This window comes from Aeromonas sp. 601027 (assembly GCF_049174455.1).
Classification (GTDB): Bacteria; Pseudomonadota; Gammaproteobacteria; order Enterobacterales; family Aeromonadaceae; genus Aeromonas; species Aeromonas veronii_A.
Map to the genome: position 1 here is coordinate 574,579 of NZ_JAAKTN010000001.1, position 16,650 is coordinate 591,228.

The 16,650-nt window shown below is 58.0% G+C and carries 10 protein-coding genes; 3 read left to right on the forward strand and 7 right to left on the reverse strand.

Annotation, left to right across the window (positions count from 1 at the left end; translation table 11 throughout):
- Window positions 1-90: 90 nt before the first annotated feature.
- The gene (gene fadI, locus G5193_RS02460) at window positions 91-1,401 is read left to right on the forward strand and encodes an acetyl-CoA C-acyltransferase FadI (protein WP_227342818.1); all 1,311 of its coding nucleotides are present in this window, start codon (window positions 91-93) and stop codon (window positions 1,399-1,401) included.
- Window positions 1,401-3,548, forward strand: coding sequence for a fatty acid oxidation complex subunit alpha FadJ (fadJ, locus tag G5193_RS02465; protein WP_421204988.1), 2,148 nt, complete (start codon window positions 1,401-1,403; stop codon window positions 3,546-3,548). Before fadI ends, fadJ begins: the two co-directional genes overlap by 1 nt.
- A 159-nt stretch (window positions 3,549-3,707) precedes the next feature.
- Here the strand turns inward: fadJ and G5193_RS02470 are convergent, their stop codons facing one another.
- The 4 genes from G5193_RS02470 to G5193_RS02485 all read right to left on the reverse strand — a co-directional run bounded on the left by G5193_RS02470 (window position 3,708) and on the right by G5193_RS02485 (window position 10,964).
- Window positions 3,708-5,228: a SpoVR family protein gene (locus tag G5193_RS02470; RefSeq protein WP_421204875.1), complete on the reverse strand. Its 1,521-nt coding sequence runs from the start codon at window positions 5,226-5,228 to the stop codon at window positions 3,708-3,710.
- 10 nt (window positions 5,229-5,238) lie between these two features.
- A complete protein-coding gene (locus G5193_RS02475; protein WP_005360363.1) occupies window positions 5,239-6,510 on the reverse strand; it encodes a YeaH/YhbH family protein in 1,272 nt (423 codons plus the stop codon).
- A gap of 23 nt (window positions 6,511-6,533) precedes the next feature.
- Complete coding sequence (locus G5193_RS02480) at window positions 6,534-8,456, reverse strand: PrkA family serine protein kinase (protein WP_005333223.1); 1,923 nt, start codon at window positions 8,454-8,456, stop codon at window positions 6,534-6,536.
- Window positions 8,457-9,047: 591 nt separating this feature from the next.
- The gene (locus G5193_RS02485; protein ID WP_421204876.1) at window positions 9,048-10,964 is read right to left on the reverse strand and encodes a RecQ family ATP-dependent DNA helicase; all 1,917 of its coding nucleotides are present in this window, start codon (window positions 10,962-10,964) and stop codon (window positions 9,048-9,050) included.
- Between the two features lie 355 nt (window positions 10,965-11,319).
- On the opposite strand from G5193_RS02485, the gene sstT reads away from it, so the two are divergent.
- Window positions 11,320-12,570 (forward strand): serine/threonine transporter SstT, encoded by a 1,251-nt coding sequence (gene sstT / locus G5193_RS02490; protein WP_139473892.1) that lies wholly within the window; start codon window positions 11,320-11,322, stop codon window positions 12,568-12,570.
- A 555-nt stretch (window positions 12,571-13,125) separates the two neighbouring features.
- Here sstT and G5193_RS02495 read toward each other — a convergent pair.
- The 3 genes from G5193_RS02495 to pabB form a co-directional block, all read right to left on the reverse strand.
- The gene (locus G5193_RS02495; protein ID WP_005345325.1) at window positions 13,126-14,424 is read right to left on the reverse strand and encodes a serine/threonine transporter; all 1,299 of its coding nucleotides are present in this window, start codon (window positions 14,422-14,424) and stop codon (window positions 13,126-13,128) included.
- 216 nt (window positions 14,425-14,640) lie between these two features.
- The gene (locus G5193_RS02500) at window positions 14,641-15,207 is read right to left on the reverse strand and encodes a CoA pyrophosphatase (protein ID WP_421204877.1); all 567 of its coding nucleotides are present in this window, start codon (window positions 15,205-15,207) and stop codon (window positions 14,641-14,643) included.
- A gap of 42 nt (window positions 15,208-15,249) precedes the next feature.
- Window positions 15,250-16,533, reverse strand: a complete 1,284-nt coding sequence (pabB, locus tag G5193_RS02505) for an aminodeoxychorismate synthase component I (RefSeq protein ID WP_421204989.1) — start codon at window positions 16,531-16,533, stop codon at window positions 15,250-15,252.
- Window positions 16,534-16,650 lie beyond the last annotated feature (117 nt).

Here is a 16,650-nt window from a genome sequence, read left to right on the forward strand (position 1 = left end):
GTTTCAATCAGCTGTATGAAACTTGTGATTGGATTGTTAAGATGTGGCGCAATGAGGTCAGACCTCTGCCTTTTAAACCAAGGAGCCAGGATGAAACAGCCATTGAAACTGACGACTCGCCAGGGCGAACGGATTGCCGTCGTGGCGGGGCTGCGTACCCCCTTTGCCAAGCAGGCCACCGCCTTTCATGGCGTGCCTGCAGTCGATCTCGGCAAACTGGTGGTGAGCGAGATGCTCGCCCGTACCAATCTCGATCCCAAGCTTATCGACCAGCTGGTGTTTGGTCAGGTGGTTCAGATGCCGGAAGCCCCCAACATTGCCCGTGAAATCGTGCTTGGCACCGGCATGAGCGTCAATACCGATGCCTATAGCGTCTCCCGCGCCTGCGCCACCAGTTTTCAGGCGGTGGCCAACGTCACCGAATCCATCATGGCGGGCACTGTGGATATCGCCATCGCTGGCGGTGCGGACTCCTCCTCCGTGCTCCCTATCGGAGTGAGCAAGAAGCTGGCCCGTGCCCTGGTGGATCTCAACAAGGCGCGCAATCTGCAGCAGCGCTTCAATATTCTACGTCAGCTGCGGGTCAAGGATCTGCTGCCGGTGCCGCCTGCCGTGGCGGAATACTCTACTGGCCTCTCCATGGGACAGACCGCCGAGCAGATGGCCAAGAGTCACCAGATCAGCCGCGAGGCGCAAGATGCGTTAGCTCATCGCTCCCACACTCTGGCCGCGCAGGCTTGGGCCGATGGCAAGCTCAGTGGCGAGGTGTTTACCGCCCATGTACCGCCCTACAAGTCGCCGCTGGAGCGGGACAACAATATCCGTGAAAGCTCGGATCTCGCGAGCTACGCCAAGCTCAAGCCGGTGTTTGATCGGGTTCATGGCACAGTGACGGCTGCCAACGCCACGCCGCTGACCGATGGCGCTGCCGCCGTGCTGCTGATGCGCGAAGGGCGGGCGAAAGAGCTGGGCCTCAAACCGCTGGGCTATATCCGCAGCTTCGCTTTCTCGGCCATCGATGTGTGGCAAGACATGCTGATGGGGCCCTCCTACGCCACGCCGCTGGCGCTGGACAGAGCCGGCATCACGCTCAGCGATTTGACTCTGATCGACATGCACGAAGCCTTTGCCGCCCAGACTCTGGCCAACCTCAAGATGTTTGCCAGCCACGAGTTTGCCCGTGACAAGCTGGGCCGCGATCAGGCCATCGGCGAGGTGGACATGGAGAAGTTCAACGTCCTCGGCGGTTCGCTGGCCTATGGCCACCCCTTTGCCGCGACCGGTGCGCGGATGATCACCCAGACCCTGCACGAGCTGCGTCGTCGCGGTGGGGGATTGGGGCTCAACACCGCCTGTGCGGCGGGTGGATTGGGCGTGGCTATGGTGTTGGAGGTTGAATGATGAGCGCTAAGACTTTTTCCCTGGATGTTCGCAAAGATGGCATCGGCATCCTCACCATGGATGTGCCGGGCGAGAGCATGAATACCCTGAAAGCCGCCTTTGTCGAGGAGATCCGCTCCGTACTGGACGAGGTAAAACGCAACAAGGATTTGATCGGGCTGGTGATCACCTCCGGCAAGAAGGACTCCTTCATCGCCGGCGCTGACATTACCATGCTGGCCGCCTGCACCAGTGCCAAGGATGCCGAGACCCTGTCACGAGAAGGGCAGGAGATCTTTGCCGAGATCGAGGGGCTGACCATTCCGGTGATCGCCGCCATTCATGGCCCCTGCCTCGGTGGCGGGTTGGAGCTGGCGCTGGCCTGCCATGGTCGGGTGGTGACCGAGCACGGTAAAACCGTGCTGGGATTGCCGGAAGTGCAGCTCGGTCTGCTGCCGGGCTCTGGCGGTACCCAGCGTCTGCCGCGCCTCATCGGGGTGGCCAAGGCGCTGGATCTGATGCTGACCGGCAAGCAGGTGCGGGCCAAACAAGCCAAGAAATTGGGGCTGGTGGACGATGTGGTGCCGCCGTCAATCTTGCTGGATGCTGCCATCAAGCTGGCCAAGAAGGGCAAACCGCGCCATCAGTTGAAACGAGATCTGCAGGGCAAGGTGCTGGAGACCAACAAACTGGGTCGCAAGGTGCTGTTCGATCAGGCTAGCAAGGGGGTTAAAGCCAAGACCCGTGGCAACTACCCGGCGCCGGAGCGGATCCTGGATGTTGTGCGCATCGGCGTGGAGGAGGGGATGAAGGCCGGTCTGGCCGCTGAATCCCGCCACTTTGGCGAGCTGGTGATGACTGCTGAGTCTGCGGCCCTGCGTTCCATCTTCTTTGCCACCACGGAGATGAAGAAAGAGGTCACCTATCAGGGAGCCGAGCCGCGCAAGGTGGGCCATGCCGCCGTGCTGGGCGGTGGTCTGATGGGGGGCGGCATCGCGTTCGTCACCGCTACCAAGGCGGGCGTGCCGGTGCGGATCAAGGATGTGGCAAGCGCCGGGATCGGCAATGCCATGCGCTACAGCTATGACATTCTGGCCAAGAAGCTCAAGCGCCGTCACATCCTGCGCAGCGAGCTGGAAAAGCAGATGAGCTTGCTGACCGGCACCCTCGACTACTCCGGTTTTCACCGGGTGGACATAGTGGTGGAGGCGGTGTTTGAAGATCTCGATCTCAAACACCAGATGGTGAAAGACGTGGAGCGCGAGTGTGGTGAGCACACAGTGTTTGCCTCCAACACCTCTTCCTTACCCATCAACCAGATTGCGGCAGAGGCGGCGCACCCGGAGCGAGTCGTGGGGCTGCACTACTTCAGCCCGGTGGACAAGATGCCGCTGGCGGAGATCATCCCCCACGCTGGCACCAGTGCCGAGACGGTCGCTACCACCCTGGCTTTTGCCCGCGCCCAGGGCAAAACGCCCATCGTGGTGAAGGACGAAGCCGGTTTCTACGTCAACCGCATCCTGGCGCCCTACATGAATGAGGCGGCAAGACTGGTGCTGGAAGGGGAGCCGGTGGAGGTGCTGGATAGCGCGCTGCTCGACTTTGGTTTCCCGGTTGGCCCCATCACCTTGCTGGACGAGGTGGGGATTGATGTGGGCGCCAAGATCTCCCCTATTCTCGAAAAAGAACTGGGCGGCGAGCAGTTCCAGGCGCCCAAGGCGTTCGACAAGCTGCTGCAAAATGATCGCAAGGGACGCAAGAACGGCAAGGGCTTCTACCTCTATGGCAAGGCGGCACCGCGCAACAAGCTGACCGGCAAAGAGGGCAAGAAGACAGTGGACGAGAGCGTCTATGGCGTGCTCGGCATCAAGCCGTCTGCCAAGCTGGCCCGTCAGGAGATCGCCGAGCGCTGCGTGCTGCTGATGCTCAACGAAGCGGCCATGGCGCTGGATAGCGGCGTGGTGGCGTCGGCCCGTGATGGCGATATCGGCGCCATCTTCGGCATCGGTTTCCCGCCTTTCCTTGGCGGCCCGTTCCGCTACATGGACACCTTAGGAATTGATCATCTGGTTGGCCGTCTGGAGTATTATCAGAAGCGCCATGGCGATCGGTTTGCCCCCTGTGCCCGCCTCAAGGCAATGGCCGCAGAGCAGCAGACCTTCTACTGATAACCGCTGCAGATTGACCGCAAGACCACGAGGCCCGCACCCCATGCGGGCCTCTTTCTATGTTGTGGTTTGTTCGGGTTGTGCTGCGATGATGCAGGCAGAGGCGAAAGCTGATAAAAAAACGGCCCACTGAAGTGGGCCATTTGCGAGGTGGTAAGCTTAGATACCCGGTTTGCGCTCCGGGCAGCGGCCGATAATATCGGGTGGCAGCTCGCCGTTATCCTGCTCCAGCACCACGTCGAATCCCCACAGTTGATGCAGGTGTTTGAGCACCTCATGGCGAGAGTCGCCAAGGGGGATGCGGTTGTGGGGCACATAGCGCAGGGTGAGGGATCGATCCCCCTTCACGGCCACGTTGTAGACCTGAATATTGGGTTCCAGATTGCTGAGGTTGTATTGGGCCGACAGGGTATTGCGCACCTGACGGTACCCCTCGTCATTGTGGATGGCGGAGACCTTCAGATAGTTCTTCAGATCGTCGTCATCAATGGCGAACAGCTTCATATCCCGCATCACTTTGGGACTGAGGAACTGGCTGATAAAGCTCTCGTCCTTGAAGTTCTGCATGGCAAAGTGGAGGGTTTCGACCCAGTTGCTGCCGGCATAGTCGGGGAACCAGTATCTGTCTTCCTCGGTCGGGTTCTCGCAGATACGGCGCAGGTCAGTAAACATGGCAAACCCCAGCGCATAGGGGTTGATCCCCGAGTAGTAGCGGCTGTTGTAGGCCGGTTGATAGACCACGTTGGTGTGGCTGTGCAGCACCTCCATCATGAAGCGATCGCTCAGCTTGCCCTCGTCATAGAGGTGGTTGAGGATGGTGTAGTGCCAGAAGGTGGCCCATCCCTCGTTCATCACCTGGGTCTGTTTCTGCGGGTAGAAGTACTGGCTGATCTTGCGCACGATGCGCACCACTTCCCGCTGCCAGGGCTCGAGCAAGGGGGCATTCTTCTCGATAAAGTAGAGAATGTTCTCCTGGGGTTCGGCGGGGTAGCGCCTGTCCTCCACACCCGCGGCTTTATGCTGCTTGGGCAGGGTTCGCCACAGCTCGTTGACCTGAGTCTGCAGATAATCTTCCCGCGCCTTCTGACGCCGCTTCTCCTCGGCCATCGAGATCTTCTGGGGACGCTTGTAGCGATCCACCCCGAAGTTCATCAGGGCATGGCAGGAGTCGAGCAGCTGCTCCACTGCCTCGATGCCATGCTTCTCTTCACACTGGGTGATGTAGTTCTTGGCGAACAGCAGGTAGTCGATGATGGAGGAGGCATCGGTCCAGGCCTTGAACAGGTAGTTGTTCTTGAAGAAGGAGTTGTGGCCGTAGCAGGCGTGTGCCATCACCAGCGCCTGCATCGGCATGGTGTTCTCCTCCATCAGGTAGGCGATGCAGGGATCCGAGTTGATGACGATCTCGTAAGCCAGCCCCATCTGGCCGCGCTTGTAGTTGCGCTCGGTGTGGATGAAGCGCTTGCCGAACGACCAGTGCTGATAGCCGATGGGCATGCCGACGCTGGAGTAGGCATCCATCATCTGCTCCGCCGTGATCACCTCGATCTGGTTGGGGTAGGTGTCCAGCCGATAGAACTTGGCAACCCGGGCAATCTCCTGGTGATAGATCTCCAGCAGCTCGAAGTTCCAGTCAGGACCATCGTCCAGCGGCGCTATTTTTCTCGCGGTTTCTATCATATGTGATCCCTCAAGCCGCTTGCTTCTTGAACAGCTCCCGGAAGACCGGATAGATGTCTTCCACCTTGCGGATGTGCTCCATCGCGAAGTGGGGGAACTGGCTGGCTACCGACTCATATTCGTGCCACAGGGTCTGGTGGGCACGAGTGGTGATCTCGATGTAGGAGTAGTACCTCACCCTTGGCATGATATCCCGCGCCAAGATCTCCCTGCACTGCGGTGAGTCATCAGCCCAGTTGTCACCATCCGACGCCTGCGCCGCATAGATGTTCCACTGGTTGGCCGGGTAACGCTCGTTGATGATGTCATTCATCATTTTGAGCGCACTGGAAACGATGGTGCCGCCAGTCTCCTGGGAGTAGAAGAACTCGTGTTCATCCACCTCCTTGGCCTGGGTGTGGTGGCGGATATAGACCACTTCGACGTTCTTGTAAGTCCGGCTCAGGAACAGATAGAGCAGAATATAGAAACGCTTGGCCATCTCCTTGGTGGCCTGATCCATGGAGCCCGAGACGTCCATCAGACAGAACATCACCGCCTGGCTGGAGGGGACGGGCCGTTTGACGAAGTTGTTGAATTTGAGATCGAAGGTGTCAATAAACGGCACCGCATCGATCCGTCGTTTCAGCTCCCTGATCTCCTTCTCGAGCAGGGCTATTTCGGCAAAGTGCTCGTTGGGATCGGTGGCCAGCAGGGCCAGCCGATCTTCCAGTTCATGCAATTGGCGTTTCTTGCCTGCTTGCAGCGCCATGCGCCGCGCCAGCGAATTTTGCAGCGAGCGCACCACGTTGATGTTGGCGGGCACCCCGTTTGAGGTGTAGCCAGCACGGTAGGTTTTGACTTCCATCAGCTGGTTGAGCTGGGTTTTCTGCAGCCTGGGCAGCTCCAGATCTTCAAACAGCAGATCGAGATACTCATCCTTGGAGATCTGGAACACGAAATCATCGGCCCCTTCTCCCTGATTGGATGCCTGCCCCTCGCCGGAACCCTGTCCACCGCCCCCTCCTTTGGGGCGGTCAATCTTGTCGCCGGAGACGAACTGGTCATTGCCGGGATGCACCATCTCCCGTTTACCACCGTGCCCCTGATGAAAATGGGGCTCGCCGATATCCTTGGTCGGGATGCTGATGCTCTCGCCCTTGTCTACGTCCTGAATGCTGCGCTTGGAGACAGCATCCGAGACCGCTTGTTTTATCTGCTTCTTGTAGCGGCGGATGAAGCGCTGCCGATTGACAGCGCTTTTGTTTTTGCCGTTGAGCCTGCGGTCGATAAAATGCGCCATAACTCCCCCTTGAACAGTCAGGGTCAGGATGACTTGCGTACCCTGAGATACCATTCGGAGAGCAGTCGCACCTGTTTGCGGGTGTAGCCTTTCTCCATCATCCGTTCGACAAAGTTATCGTGCTTCTTCTGCTCCTCGGCCGAGGTTTTGCTGTTGAAGGAGATAACCGGCAGCAGCTCTTCCGTGTTGGAGAACATCTTCTTCTCGATCACGGTGCGCAGCTTCTCGTAACTGGTCCAGTTGGGGTTACGGCCTGCATTGTTGGCCCGGGCACGCAGCACGAAGTTGACGATTTCGTTGCGGAAATCTTTCGGGTTGCTGATCCCGGCAGGTTTTTCGATCTTCTCCAGCTCGCTGTTGAGGGACGCTCTGTCAAACAGCTGGCCGGTTTCGGGGTCACGGTACTCCTGATCCTGGATCCAGAAGTCGGCGTAGGTGACGTAGCGATCGAAGATGTTCTGACCGTACTCGGAGTAGGACTCGAGATAGGCGGTCTGGATCTCCTTGCCGATGAACTCCACATAACGCGGGGTCAGATAGCCCTTGATGAACTCAAGGTAGCGATCGTGCAGCTCTTGCGGGAACTGCTCGCGCTCGATCTGTTGCTCCAGCACATAGAAGAGGTGCACCGGGTTGGCGGCCACTTCCGCGTGGTCGAAGTTGAAGACGCGGGAGAGGATCTTGAACGCAAAACGGGTAGATAGACCATTCATCCCCTCGTCCACACCGGCGTAGTCGCGATACTCCTGATAGCTCTTCGCCTTGGGATCGGTGTCTTTCAGGCTTTCGCCATCATAGACCCGCATCTTGGAGTATATGCTGGAGTTCTCCGGCTCTTTCAGCCGTGACAGCACCGAGAACTGGCCCAGCAGTTCGAGGGTGCCCGGGGCGCACTTGGCTTCGGTCAATTCGCTGTTGATCAGCAGTTTTTCGTAGATCTTCACCTCTTCCGAGACGCGCAGGCAGTAAGGCACCTTGACGATGTAGACCCGGTCGAGGAAGGCCTCGTTGTTCTTGTTGTTTCGGAACTGCTGCCACTCGGATTCGTTGGAGTGAGCGAGCAAGATGCCGTCAAAGGGGAGGGCGGAGAGCCCTTCGGTACCGTTATAGTTCCCCTCCTGAGTGGCAGTCAGCAGCGGGTGCAGCACCTTGATGGGGGCCTTGAACATCTCCACAAACTCCATCACCCCCTGGTTCGCTTTACACAGCGCACCTGAGTAGGAGTAGGCATCGGCGTCATCCTGGGCGAAGTGCTCCAGCATGCGGATGTCGACCTTGCCGACCAGTGAGGAGATGTCCTGGTTGTTGTCATCACCGGGTTCAGTCTTGGCAATGGCGATTTGATCGAGGATGGAGGGGTTGACCTTCTCCACCTTGAACTTGGTGATGTCGCCGCCAAACTCGTGCAGGCGTTTGGCCACCCAGGGGGACATGATGGGACGCAGGTAGCGGCGCGGGATGCCGTACTCTTTTTCCAGGATCTCCCCATCCTCTTCGATGTCGAACAGGCAGAAGGGGTGATCGTTGACCGGTGAGCCCTTGATGCGATAGATGGGCACCTTCTGCATCAGGGATTTGAGTTTCTCTGCCAGCGAGGATTTACCACCGCCAACGGGGCCCAGCAGATAGAGGATCTGTTTCTTCTCCTCCAGCCCCTGGGCGGAGTGTTTGAGGTAGGAGACGATCTGTTCGATGGCCTCTTCCATCCCGTAGAAATCCTTGAAGGCGGGATAGCGTGCCACGACGCGGTTGGAGAAGAGTCGGCTCAGTCTGGGGTTGGCTGAGGTGTCTACCATCTCCGGCTCACCAATGGCGGTCAGCAGACGTTCGGCTGCGGAGGCGTAGCAGGCTTTGTCCTGCTTACACATATCCAGGAACTCCTGGATGGTATATTCCTCTTCTCTCGCTTTTTCATATCGCTGTTGGTAATGCTCGAATATGCCCATAACTTTGCCCTCGTTATAGTCGCTTACCCTGAAAAAAGTGGATGACTGCTTTTGTGTTGTGCGCTTTTAAAGCCTAGTCAACAGACTCCAGTAATCCATCACGGTTGATAGGTTAAATTCTGAAGAAACCTGCCCGATCCTTTTGCGGGGAGGGTCAGTCAACAACACCGCTATGTTACTGACTGTTAAATTATTTTTGCCACGATAGCGAGGTAAATGTCAAAGACATAAAAAATAAATGTTTATGGGAAAGAGGGAACTTATTGCGAAAAGATTAAGGGGTTTGATGAAAGGCAATGAGGCTGCGGGTTGGCGGGGTTATGGATGAGAATGTCATTACGTGAACGTCAACGTAAATCACTTTTTTTGGAGTTTTGGCTCTAATTTTTACATTGACGCTACAATTTGAGTGCCCTAGATTGGCGAGGTGTGAGCAGCAAGATGCTTTAGCAAGAGAGTTGACTGTTGCCTCACCAAGCTCTGTTTAAGCACGTTTCCGTTGGCTTGACCCTCGCAACCGCGAGGGTCTTCTTTTTCTGTGTCTATAAATGCTTGTTTCTGCTGGTGGCTATTGAAGCCGCCAGCACTCACCTAGCAAGGGTAGGCTTGTTGCACTGCCGCCAGGACGCTGGCAAACGGGTGAGCGGCCAACTGGCCTGCGCCCGCCAGCGATTTGGCCTTGATCCGGCTGGTCAGCGGAGTGGCGATACCGCACAGGAAACGGGCCAGAACACGAGCATCCACGGAACCTGTCTTGGCAATCAGCGGATCGCACCAGGCGCGGATCCCCGTCTCGTTTGGCATGGCCAGTTGGGGCAGGGGAGGAAGATGCGCCACCTCGCCGCGACAAACCGAACAGTGGCCACAATGAACCGGCGCCACCTCATCGGCAAAATAGCGGGCGAGGCGGTGGCTCAGGCACTCACTTGAGGTGAAAAAGTTGAGCATGGCTTGCAGTCTTGCCAGCTCGCTCTGCTCTTTTTGCAGGAACAGTGCGTGCAGGGCTTTTGCTTCCTGCTCGTTGTCCCACCCCTGACGGGTGATCCGGTAGACCTCGGTCATCTGTTTGCTTTCGAGTTCGATCCAGCCTTGCTGCTGCAGGTAGTCGAGCGCCGCAACAGCCCGCTGCCGCTCCCCCTGATAGCCCTGCCAGAGGGCGTCAAAGTCCATGGTGCACCAGCTGCGCGCTTGTGGAGCGCAGGCGAACAGCTGCTCCAGAAACTGGCGGCGATCCGGATTGAAACGGCTCACTATCTCGCCTTTATCCAGCACAAATTTGAAGCGGTAGTCGGCGTAGTAGCTATAGGCCGGGGTGATGATGCCTGCCATCTCCAGATAGACCAGCAGGGTTTTAAGGGGCAACTGGCGGATATTGGTGTCGTTGGAGAGGCGCAGCAGGGTGAATTCCCACTCGTTCCCGCTCTGCTTGATGATGGCAAGGAGCTGGAGGATGGCACTCAAATCCGGCGTATCGCCGTAGACGAAGTTCTCCAGCACCGGCAGCTGGCTCTGGTTGGCCAGCACAATACAGCGCGATGGCTGGCCATCCCGTCCGGCGCGGCCAATTTCCTGACTGTAGTTCTCGATGGATTTGGGCAGATCGTAGTGAATGACCCGCCGGATATCCGCTTTGTCGATCCCCATGCCAAAGGCGATGGTGGCGACGATGCAGTCCACCTTGCCCGCCATGAAGTCGTGCTGGATCTGGCTGCGCAGCGCCGAGTCGAGTCCGGCATGATAGGCGCGGGCGTTGATCCCTTCTCTAATGAGTTGCTCGGCACAGGCTTCTGCGGTGTGTTGCAAGGTGACGTAGACGATGGTGGGGGCCGCCGGATCGTTGGCCAGCTCCTGCGCGAGCCAGCTATCCCGCGCGTCGGGCGACAGTGGAATGACCGCCAGATCAAGATTGGGGCGATAGAAACCGGTGACCACGACCCCCTCCGGCGCGATGCCGAATTTGGTCTGCATATCCTGAATCACCGCCGGTGTGGCGGTGGCCGTCAGCAGCAACACCTGCGGGATCTTCAGGTCATGGCGATAGCTCGGCAGCTTGAGGTAGTCGGGGCGAAAGTTGTGGCCCCACTCAGAAATACAGTGGGCTTCGTCAACCACCAGCAGCGAGAGCGGCACTTGCTGGATAAAGCGGCGAAAGCGCTCGTTCTTGAGTCGCTCCACCGAGATCATCAGGATCTTGAGCTGGCCATCCAGTGCCTGTTGCATCACTCGTCGGCTCTCCTCCGGGCTCTGGCTTGAGTCGAGGGTTGCGGCGCTTATTCCCTTGCTTTTAAGGAAGGCGAGCTGATCGTGCATCAGCGCCAGCAGCGGCGAGATAACAAGGGTCAGGTGAGGCAGGACGAGGGCCGGCAGTTGATAACAGAGGGACTTGCCGGAGCCGGTGGGAAAGATGGCGGCGGCACTCTGACCTGCCAGTACCCGGCTGATCACCGCTTCCTGACCTGGCCTGAGTGCGGAGAAACCAAAATATTGGTTGAGCAGGGATGGGATCATGGCAAGGCTCCGCGGCAAATGGGGGATGATAGCACAGCGATGCCGGTCACGGGTGACACAGGAATGGTCGTGAGGGTGAGGGCAGAGAGTGTCGATAAAACGTACAAAAATGGGTGGTTGCGCTGTAGTTAAGGTTTTGTTGCGGTTTTTTGTGATGGAAACGGGATATTTTTTGGTGAGTCTCTGGAAAAAAAAGATGGCGAATGGGATATTCCGTCATGCAATCCGGTGACTGGCGGATCGGCCCGACAGAAGGCTGGCCACAGACACCACATTCGGGCGACAGGGGTCTCCCGATGAGTGGTTGCAGACAGGACTCATGATTCATGCACTACGGTGCTTAGGGACTTTTTTGATGACACAACAACACCCCCTCCTTCGGCTGGTCAATAGCACCAGCCTGGTCAGCCAGATCCTGGTTGGTCTGGTATTCGGTATCTTGCTGGCACTGTTTGCGCCCGAGTGGGCGAAAACGGCAGGTCTGCTTGGCAGTCTGTTCGTTGGTGCACTGAAAGCGGTAGCTCCGCTGCTGGTATTCGTACTGGTGATGGCGGCCATCATTGGTCACAAACAGGGTCAGAAGACCAATATTCGCCCGCTGCTGGCGCTCTACCTGTTTGGTACCTTCTCTGCGGCCGTGGTCGCGGTGATTGCCAGCTTCCTGTTCCCCTCCAACCTCCATCTGGTGGCCAATACTGCCGAGATCACCCCGCCCGGCGGGATCACCGAGGTACTGCAGACCCTGCTGTTCAACGTGGTGACCAACCCGGTCAAGGCGTTGATGGATGCCAACTATATCGGGATCCTGGCGTGGGCCATCGGTCTGGGTATCGCCATGCGCCATGCCAACGAGAGCACCAAGGCGCTGATCACTGACCTGTCTCACGGTGTATCCGCCATCGTGAAAGCGGTGATCCGCTGTGCTCCGCTCGGGATCCTGGGTCTGGTTGCCTCCACTCTGGCAGAGACCGGCTTTGACGCCCTGTTTGGCTATGCCCAACTGCTGGTGGTGCTGATCGGCTGCATGCTGTTTATCGCCTTTGTGGTCAACCCGTTGATCGTCTTCTGGAAGATCAAGCGCAACCCCTATCCGCTGGTGCTGACTTGCCTCAAAGAGAGCGGCGTGACCGCCTTCTTTACCCGCAGCTCTGCCGCCAACATTCCGGTCAACATGGCGCTGTGTGAAAAACTGCGCCTGCCCAAAGATACCTACGCGGTCTCCATCCCGCTGGGTGCCACCATCAACATGGCGGGTGCGGCCATCACCATCACTGTGCTCGCCATGGCGGCGGTACATACCCTGGGGATGGAAGTGGACATGGCAACGGCCGTGCTGCTCTCTGTGGTAGCCACCATCAGTGCCTGTGGCGCGTCCGGTGTCGCCGGTGGCTCTTTGCTGCTGATCCCGCTGGCGTGCAGTCTGTTTGGCATCAGTAACGACATCGCCATGCAGGTGGTTGCTGTCGGCTTTATCATCGGTGTGTTGCAGGATTCTGCCGAGACAGCGCTGAACAGCTCCACCGACGTGCTGTTCACCGCCGCAGCGTGCATGGCCGAGGATGAAACCCTGTTGGATGTGGCTCCGGTACCGAGCCGCGAAGCCTGATCTCGCAACGGTCAGTTTCGCAACACACTTGCGCCCTCTTCGGAGGGCGCTTTTTATTGCCGGATTTGCTCTCTTTTCCTCTTTAAGCAGGCTCTTTGGCTGATGTGCCAGACATTCTGTCGCCCTTGTCCAGGGCGCTGCCTTATCTTTATCCCTTGGAGTTGTGCTTCCTCCTTCTGTTGTGCGTTACACATTTTTGTCTGTTCTGCTAACAGCCGATTGCTATGGCTTACCCCAGATCTTCAAGACAATCACATCATCACAGAAGAATGGAGGTGGCTGGCTGCGGCAGATGAACCCAACCCGTCCTATCAGACACGCCATCATGGTTTGGTGAGGGGGAGTAAACGTGTTGGCGATATTGAGCTGCGGGCAGGGGGGCGTCATGTTGATATCCGAAGTGCTCTGCCATGGCGCTGGTGAGCATGCAGATATCCAACAAGGTGAGGAGAGTAATAAGGAGAGAGCAGGGCAATCGCGGATGCACAGATTGCAGAGATAAAAAAGCCAGCCGAGTGTTCGGCTGGCTTTTTGCTATCAGCGGCAGGTAGGGGATTAACCGACCAGCTGATAGAGGATGGCGGAGATGGCGATCATCCCCATCACAGCGACAAATACGTTGCTGATATGACCCTGATACTTCGCCATGGCCGGTACGCGCTTGATGGCGTACATCGGCATGATGAACAGGATGGTGGCGATGATCGGGCCGCCCAAGGATTCAATCATGCCCAGGATGGAGGGGTTGGCAATGGCAGTGCCCCACAGGGTCAGGATGAAGAAGGCGATGATGAACATCTCGACTTTCTTGGCGTTCGGCTCTTTGCCTGACTTGCGCATGTTCTGCACGATCATCCCTTTCAGACCTTCACGGGCCCCCAGATAGTGGCCGAAGAAGGAGGAGACGATGGCGACGAACGCAACCAGCGGACCGAAGTAGGAGATGATGGGGCTGGCATGCTGGTTGGCCAGATAGGAGAGCACGGCGATGTTCTGAGCCTTGGCTTCTGCCAGCTGGGCCGGTGTCAGGCTCATGACGCAAGAAAAGACGAAGAACATCACGAAGCCCAGCAGCACCATGGCGGTACGCTTGAGGATGGCATCGGCTTTCTCGACCGCCTGATCACCGTGGTCGCGGCGCTGGGCCAGAGAGAAGCTGGAGATGGCCGGGCTGTGGTTGAAGGAGAAGACCAGTACCGGGATGGTCAGCCACAGGGTAGTGGCGAAATCCTTGGCAGAGGGCACTTGCTCCAGCGCGGCACCGGTCCAGTCCGGGATCAGGTACAAAGAGATACCGGCCAGAATGGCGATCAGCGGATAAACCAGCAGCTCGGTCACTTTCAGCATCAGCTTTTCACCGGCCAGCATCACCGACATCATGCCCATGATCAGCACGATGGAGAGGATCCAGCGCGGCGGGGCACTCATCTGCAGCTGGTTGACCATGAAGCTTTCCACGGTGTTGGTGATGCCCACGCCGTAGATCAGCACGATGGGGTAGATGGCGAAGAAGTAGAGCAGGGTGATTAATTTACCGGCACCCACGCCAAAGTGCTCTTCCACCACTTCGGTGATGTCTGCATTTGGCTTTTTGGAGGAGAGCACGAAGCGGGCCAGACCACGGTGGGCCAGATAGGTCATGGGACCTACCAGCAGCGCCATGACGACCAGCGGCCAGAAACCGCCCATACCCGCGTTGATCGGCAGGAACAGGATCCCCGCGCCAACCGCGGTCCCGAACAGACTGATGACCCAGGTAGAGTCGCGTTTTTCCCAACGAGTGGTTTGAGTAGAGCTGATCCCTTGCTCTGTTGACGCCGCAACTCCCTGCGTGCCAGTGACTGTGTTTGACATCTATCTCACCCCGAATGTGTGGTTCTTATTAAGTCGGCGCAAGGATACGGTTTTTCTAATCAAAAATGTTGATCAAATTCATCTTTACGGCACGAAAAACCGCACTTTCTTATGGAAATGTGATCAAAACAAGAAAAATTCAATTATTGTTTATTAATTGGCACGTTATTTTAGTGTTGATGATTAAATCTCGCTCAGTCAAATGTAGGTGAATTGTTATTTTGCGAGATGCTGGGCTAGCTGGTTGATCATGCTGGCGGTAGCCCCCCAGATAAAGTGCTGTTGCCAGGGGATCCAGTAGATGGTGTGCGCTTTCCCCCCTCTGGAAAGGGTCAGGGGGATATGGTTGCGCCGATCCAGCAGATGGGTCAGTGGCACTTCAAAGGCGTGATCCACCTCATCCGGACTCAGAATGAGGGGATAGTTGCCATCGAGCAGCCCCAGCACCGGCAGTACCTCGAATCGTGACACCGTATTGAGCGGGTTGAGGGTGCCGATCACTTCAATCAGTCGGGCCGGAATGCCGAGCTCCTCTTCGGTCTCCCGCAGCGCCGTGGTAATGAGGTTTTCGTCGCCGGGATCCTGTCGCCCGCCGGGGAAGCTGATCTGCCCCCCATGATGACGCAGCCGTGGGCTGCGCCGGGTCAATAACACGCTGAGCCCCTCATCGCGCATCACCACCGGGATCAACACCGCCGCCGGACTGAGCCCGCCGATGGCGAGGCGATGGGCCGGGGCGGGTCGCTGCAACTGGAAGCGGGTCAGCAGTTCGTGGCGATCCATGGCGGGGAGCTCTCCTGTGCGTTGGCCAGACAGTGGGGAAGGTTACAGCGCCGACAGCGGCGGCAGGATGCGGGCGACCTTGTCATAGGTCTCCTGATATTCGCTGTCGGCGTCGGAGTCGGCGATGATGCCGCCACCGGCCCAGCAGTGCAGACGACCCGCTTCGGCGATCAAAGTGCGAATGCATATACTGGTGTCCATCCGGCCATGCTGGCTGAGGTAGCCGATGCTGCCGCAATAGGCATTGCGGCGCTGTGGCTCAAGCTCTTCGATGATCTCCATGGCGCGGATCTTGGGGGCGCCTGTGATGGAGCCACCAGGGAAACAGGCACGTAGCAGATCGACCCCTTGCCAGCGTGCATCCAGCTCACCATGGATGGTGGAGACCAGATGATGTACCGCCGGAAACGACTCCACCGCAAAGAGATGAGGCACGCTGACCGAGCCAGACCGGCTGACCCGACCGATATCGTTGCGCAGCAGATCAACGATCATCAGATTCTCTGATCTGTCCTTGTCCGCCTGCGCCAGCTCCTGCGCGACTTGTCGATCGGTCGCCGGATCGGGGTGGCGAGGGCGAGTGCCTTTGATGGGTTTGGTTTCGATATAACGGCCATCAAGCAGCAGGAACCGCTCGGGGGAGAGGCTCAGCAGCGCACTATCCGGCAAGCGGATAAAGGCAGAGAAGGGGGCCTTGTTGGCAGCCGCCAGCAGGCAATAGGCCTGCCACTCATCACCGTGATAGGGGGCGCTGAAACGCTGGGTCAGGTTGATCTGGTAGCAATCCCCCGCGGCAAGGTATTCCTGAATGCGGGCAAACTTCTCGCCATATTCCGCGCGGCTCATATTGCTCTGCCACTCCCCCTGCAAGGCAAAAGCGGGGGTCGGTTTGGCCTGCTGCTGTTCAAGCCAGGCCAGCCGATTGGCAAGTCCCGCTTCATCCCCCCAGTGCACCAGCTGCCAGTCGCCGGTCGCCACATTGCGCAGCAGCGCCCAGTCGTAGATGCCCACCGCCATGTCCGGCACCGCGATATCGGCGGCGGCCTGCTCCGGCAGTCGTTCGAAGCGGCGGCCGAGATCATAGCCAAACAGGCCGAGGGCGCCGCCAATAAAGGGTAGGTGAGTGGCACACAGATCCAGTTCCCCCAGCAGCTGTTGCTGGGTATGGGCCAGCAGGGCGAGGGGATCTTCGTGGTGTTTGCTGATATTCGCCCCGATACGCAGAGTGGTCACTTCGCCGCGGGTTTCGAGGGTCGCCAGCGGATCGGCAGTGATGATATCAAAGCTGTTATCGGCACCGAGTGGTCCCGCCGATTCCAGCAACATGGCCCACGGCTGATGTTGCAGGCGGGCAAAAAGCTGATGGAGTTCAGCACTATGGTCTAGATGATGGATATGAAGTGTTGGCGTCATTTTATGTTACACAGGCAACAGTTTGGTTCC

Excerpts from the sequence above, each read along its gene's own strand:
- fadI (WP_227342818.1), top strand. The coding sequence starts at position 91 with ATGAAACAGCCATTGAAACTGACGACTCGCCAGGGCGAACGGATTGCC.
- G5193_RS02485 (WP_421204876.1), bottom strand. The coding sequence starts at position 10,964 with ATGATCCCATCCCTGCTCAACCAATATTTTGGTTTCTCCGCACTCAGG.
- G5193_RS02470 (WP_421204875.1), bottom strand. The coding sequence starts at position 5,228 with ATGATAGAAACCGCGAGAAAAATAGCGCCGCTGGACGATGGTCCTGAC.
- G5193_RS02480 (WP_005333223.1), bottom strand. The coding sequence starts at position 8,456 with ATGGGCATATTCGAGCATTACCAACAGCGATATGAAAAAGCGAGAGAA.
- pabB (WP_421204989.1), bottom strand. The coding sequence starts at position 16,533 with ATGTTGCTGGAATCGGCGGGACCACTCGGTGCCGATAACAGCTTTGAT.
- sstT (WP_139473892.1), top strand. The coding sequence starts at position 11,320 with ATGACACAACAACACCCCCTCCTTCGGCTGGTCAATAGCACCAGCCTG.
- G5193_RS02475 (WP_005360363.1), bottom strand. The coding sequence starts at position 6,510 with ATGGCGCATTTTATCGACCGCAGGCTCAACGGCAAAAACAAAAGCGCT.
- G5193_RS02495 (WP_005345325.1), bottom strand. The coding sequence starts at position 14,424 with ATGTCAAACACAGTCACTGGCACGCAGGGAGTTGCGGCGTCAACAGAG.
- fadJ (WP_421204988.1), top strand. The coding sequence starts at position 1,401 with ATGAGCGCTAAGACTTTTTCCCTGGATGTTCGCAAAGATGGCATCGGC.
- G5193_RS02500 (WP_421204877.1), bottom strand. The coding sequence starts at position 15,207 with ATGGATCGCCACGAACTGCTGACCCGCTTCCAGTTGCAGCGACCCGCC.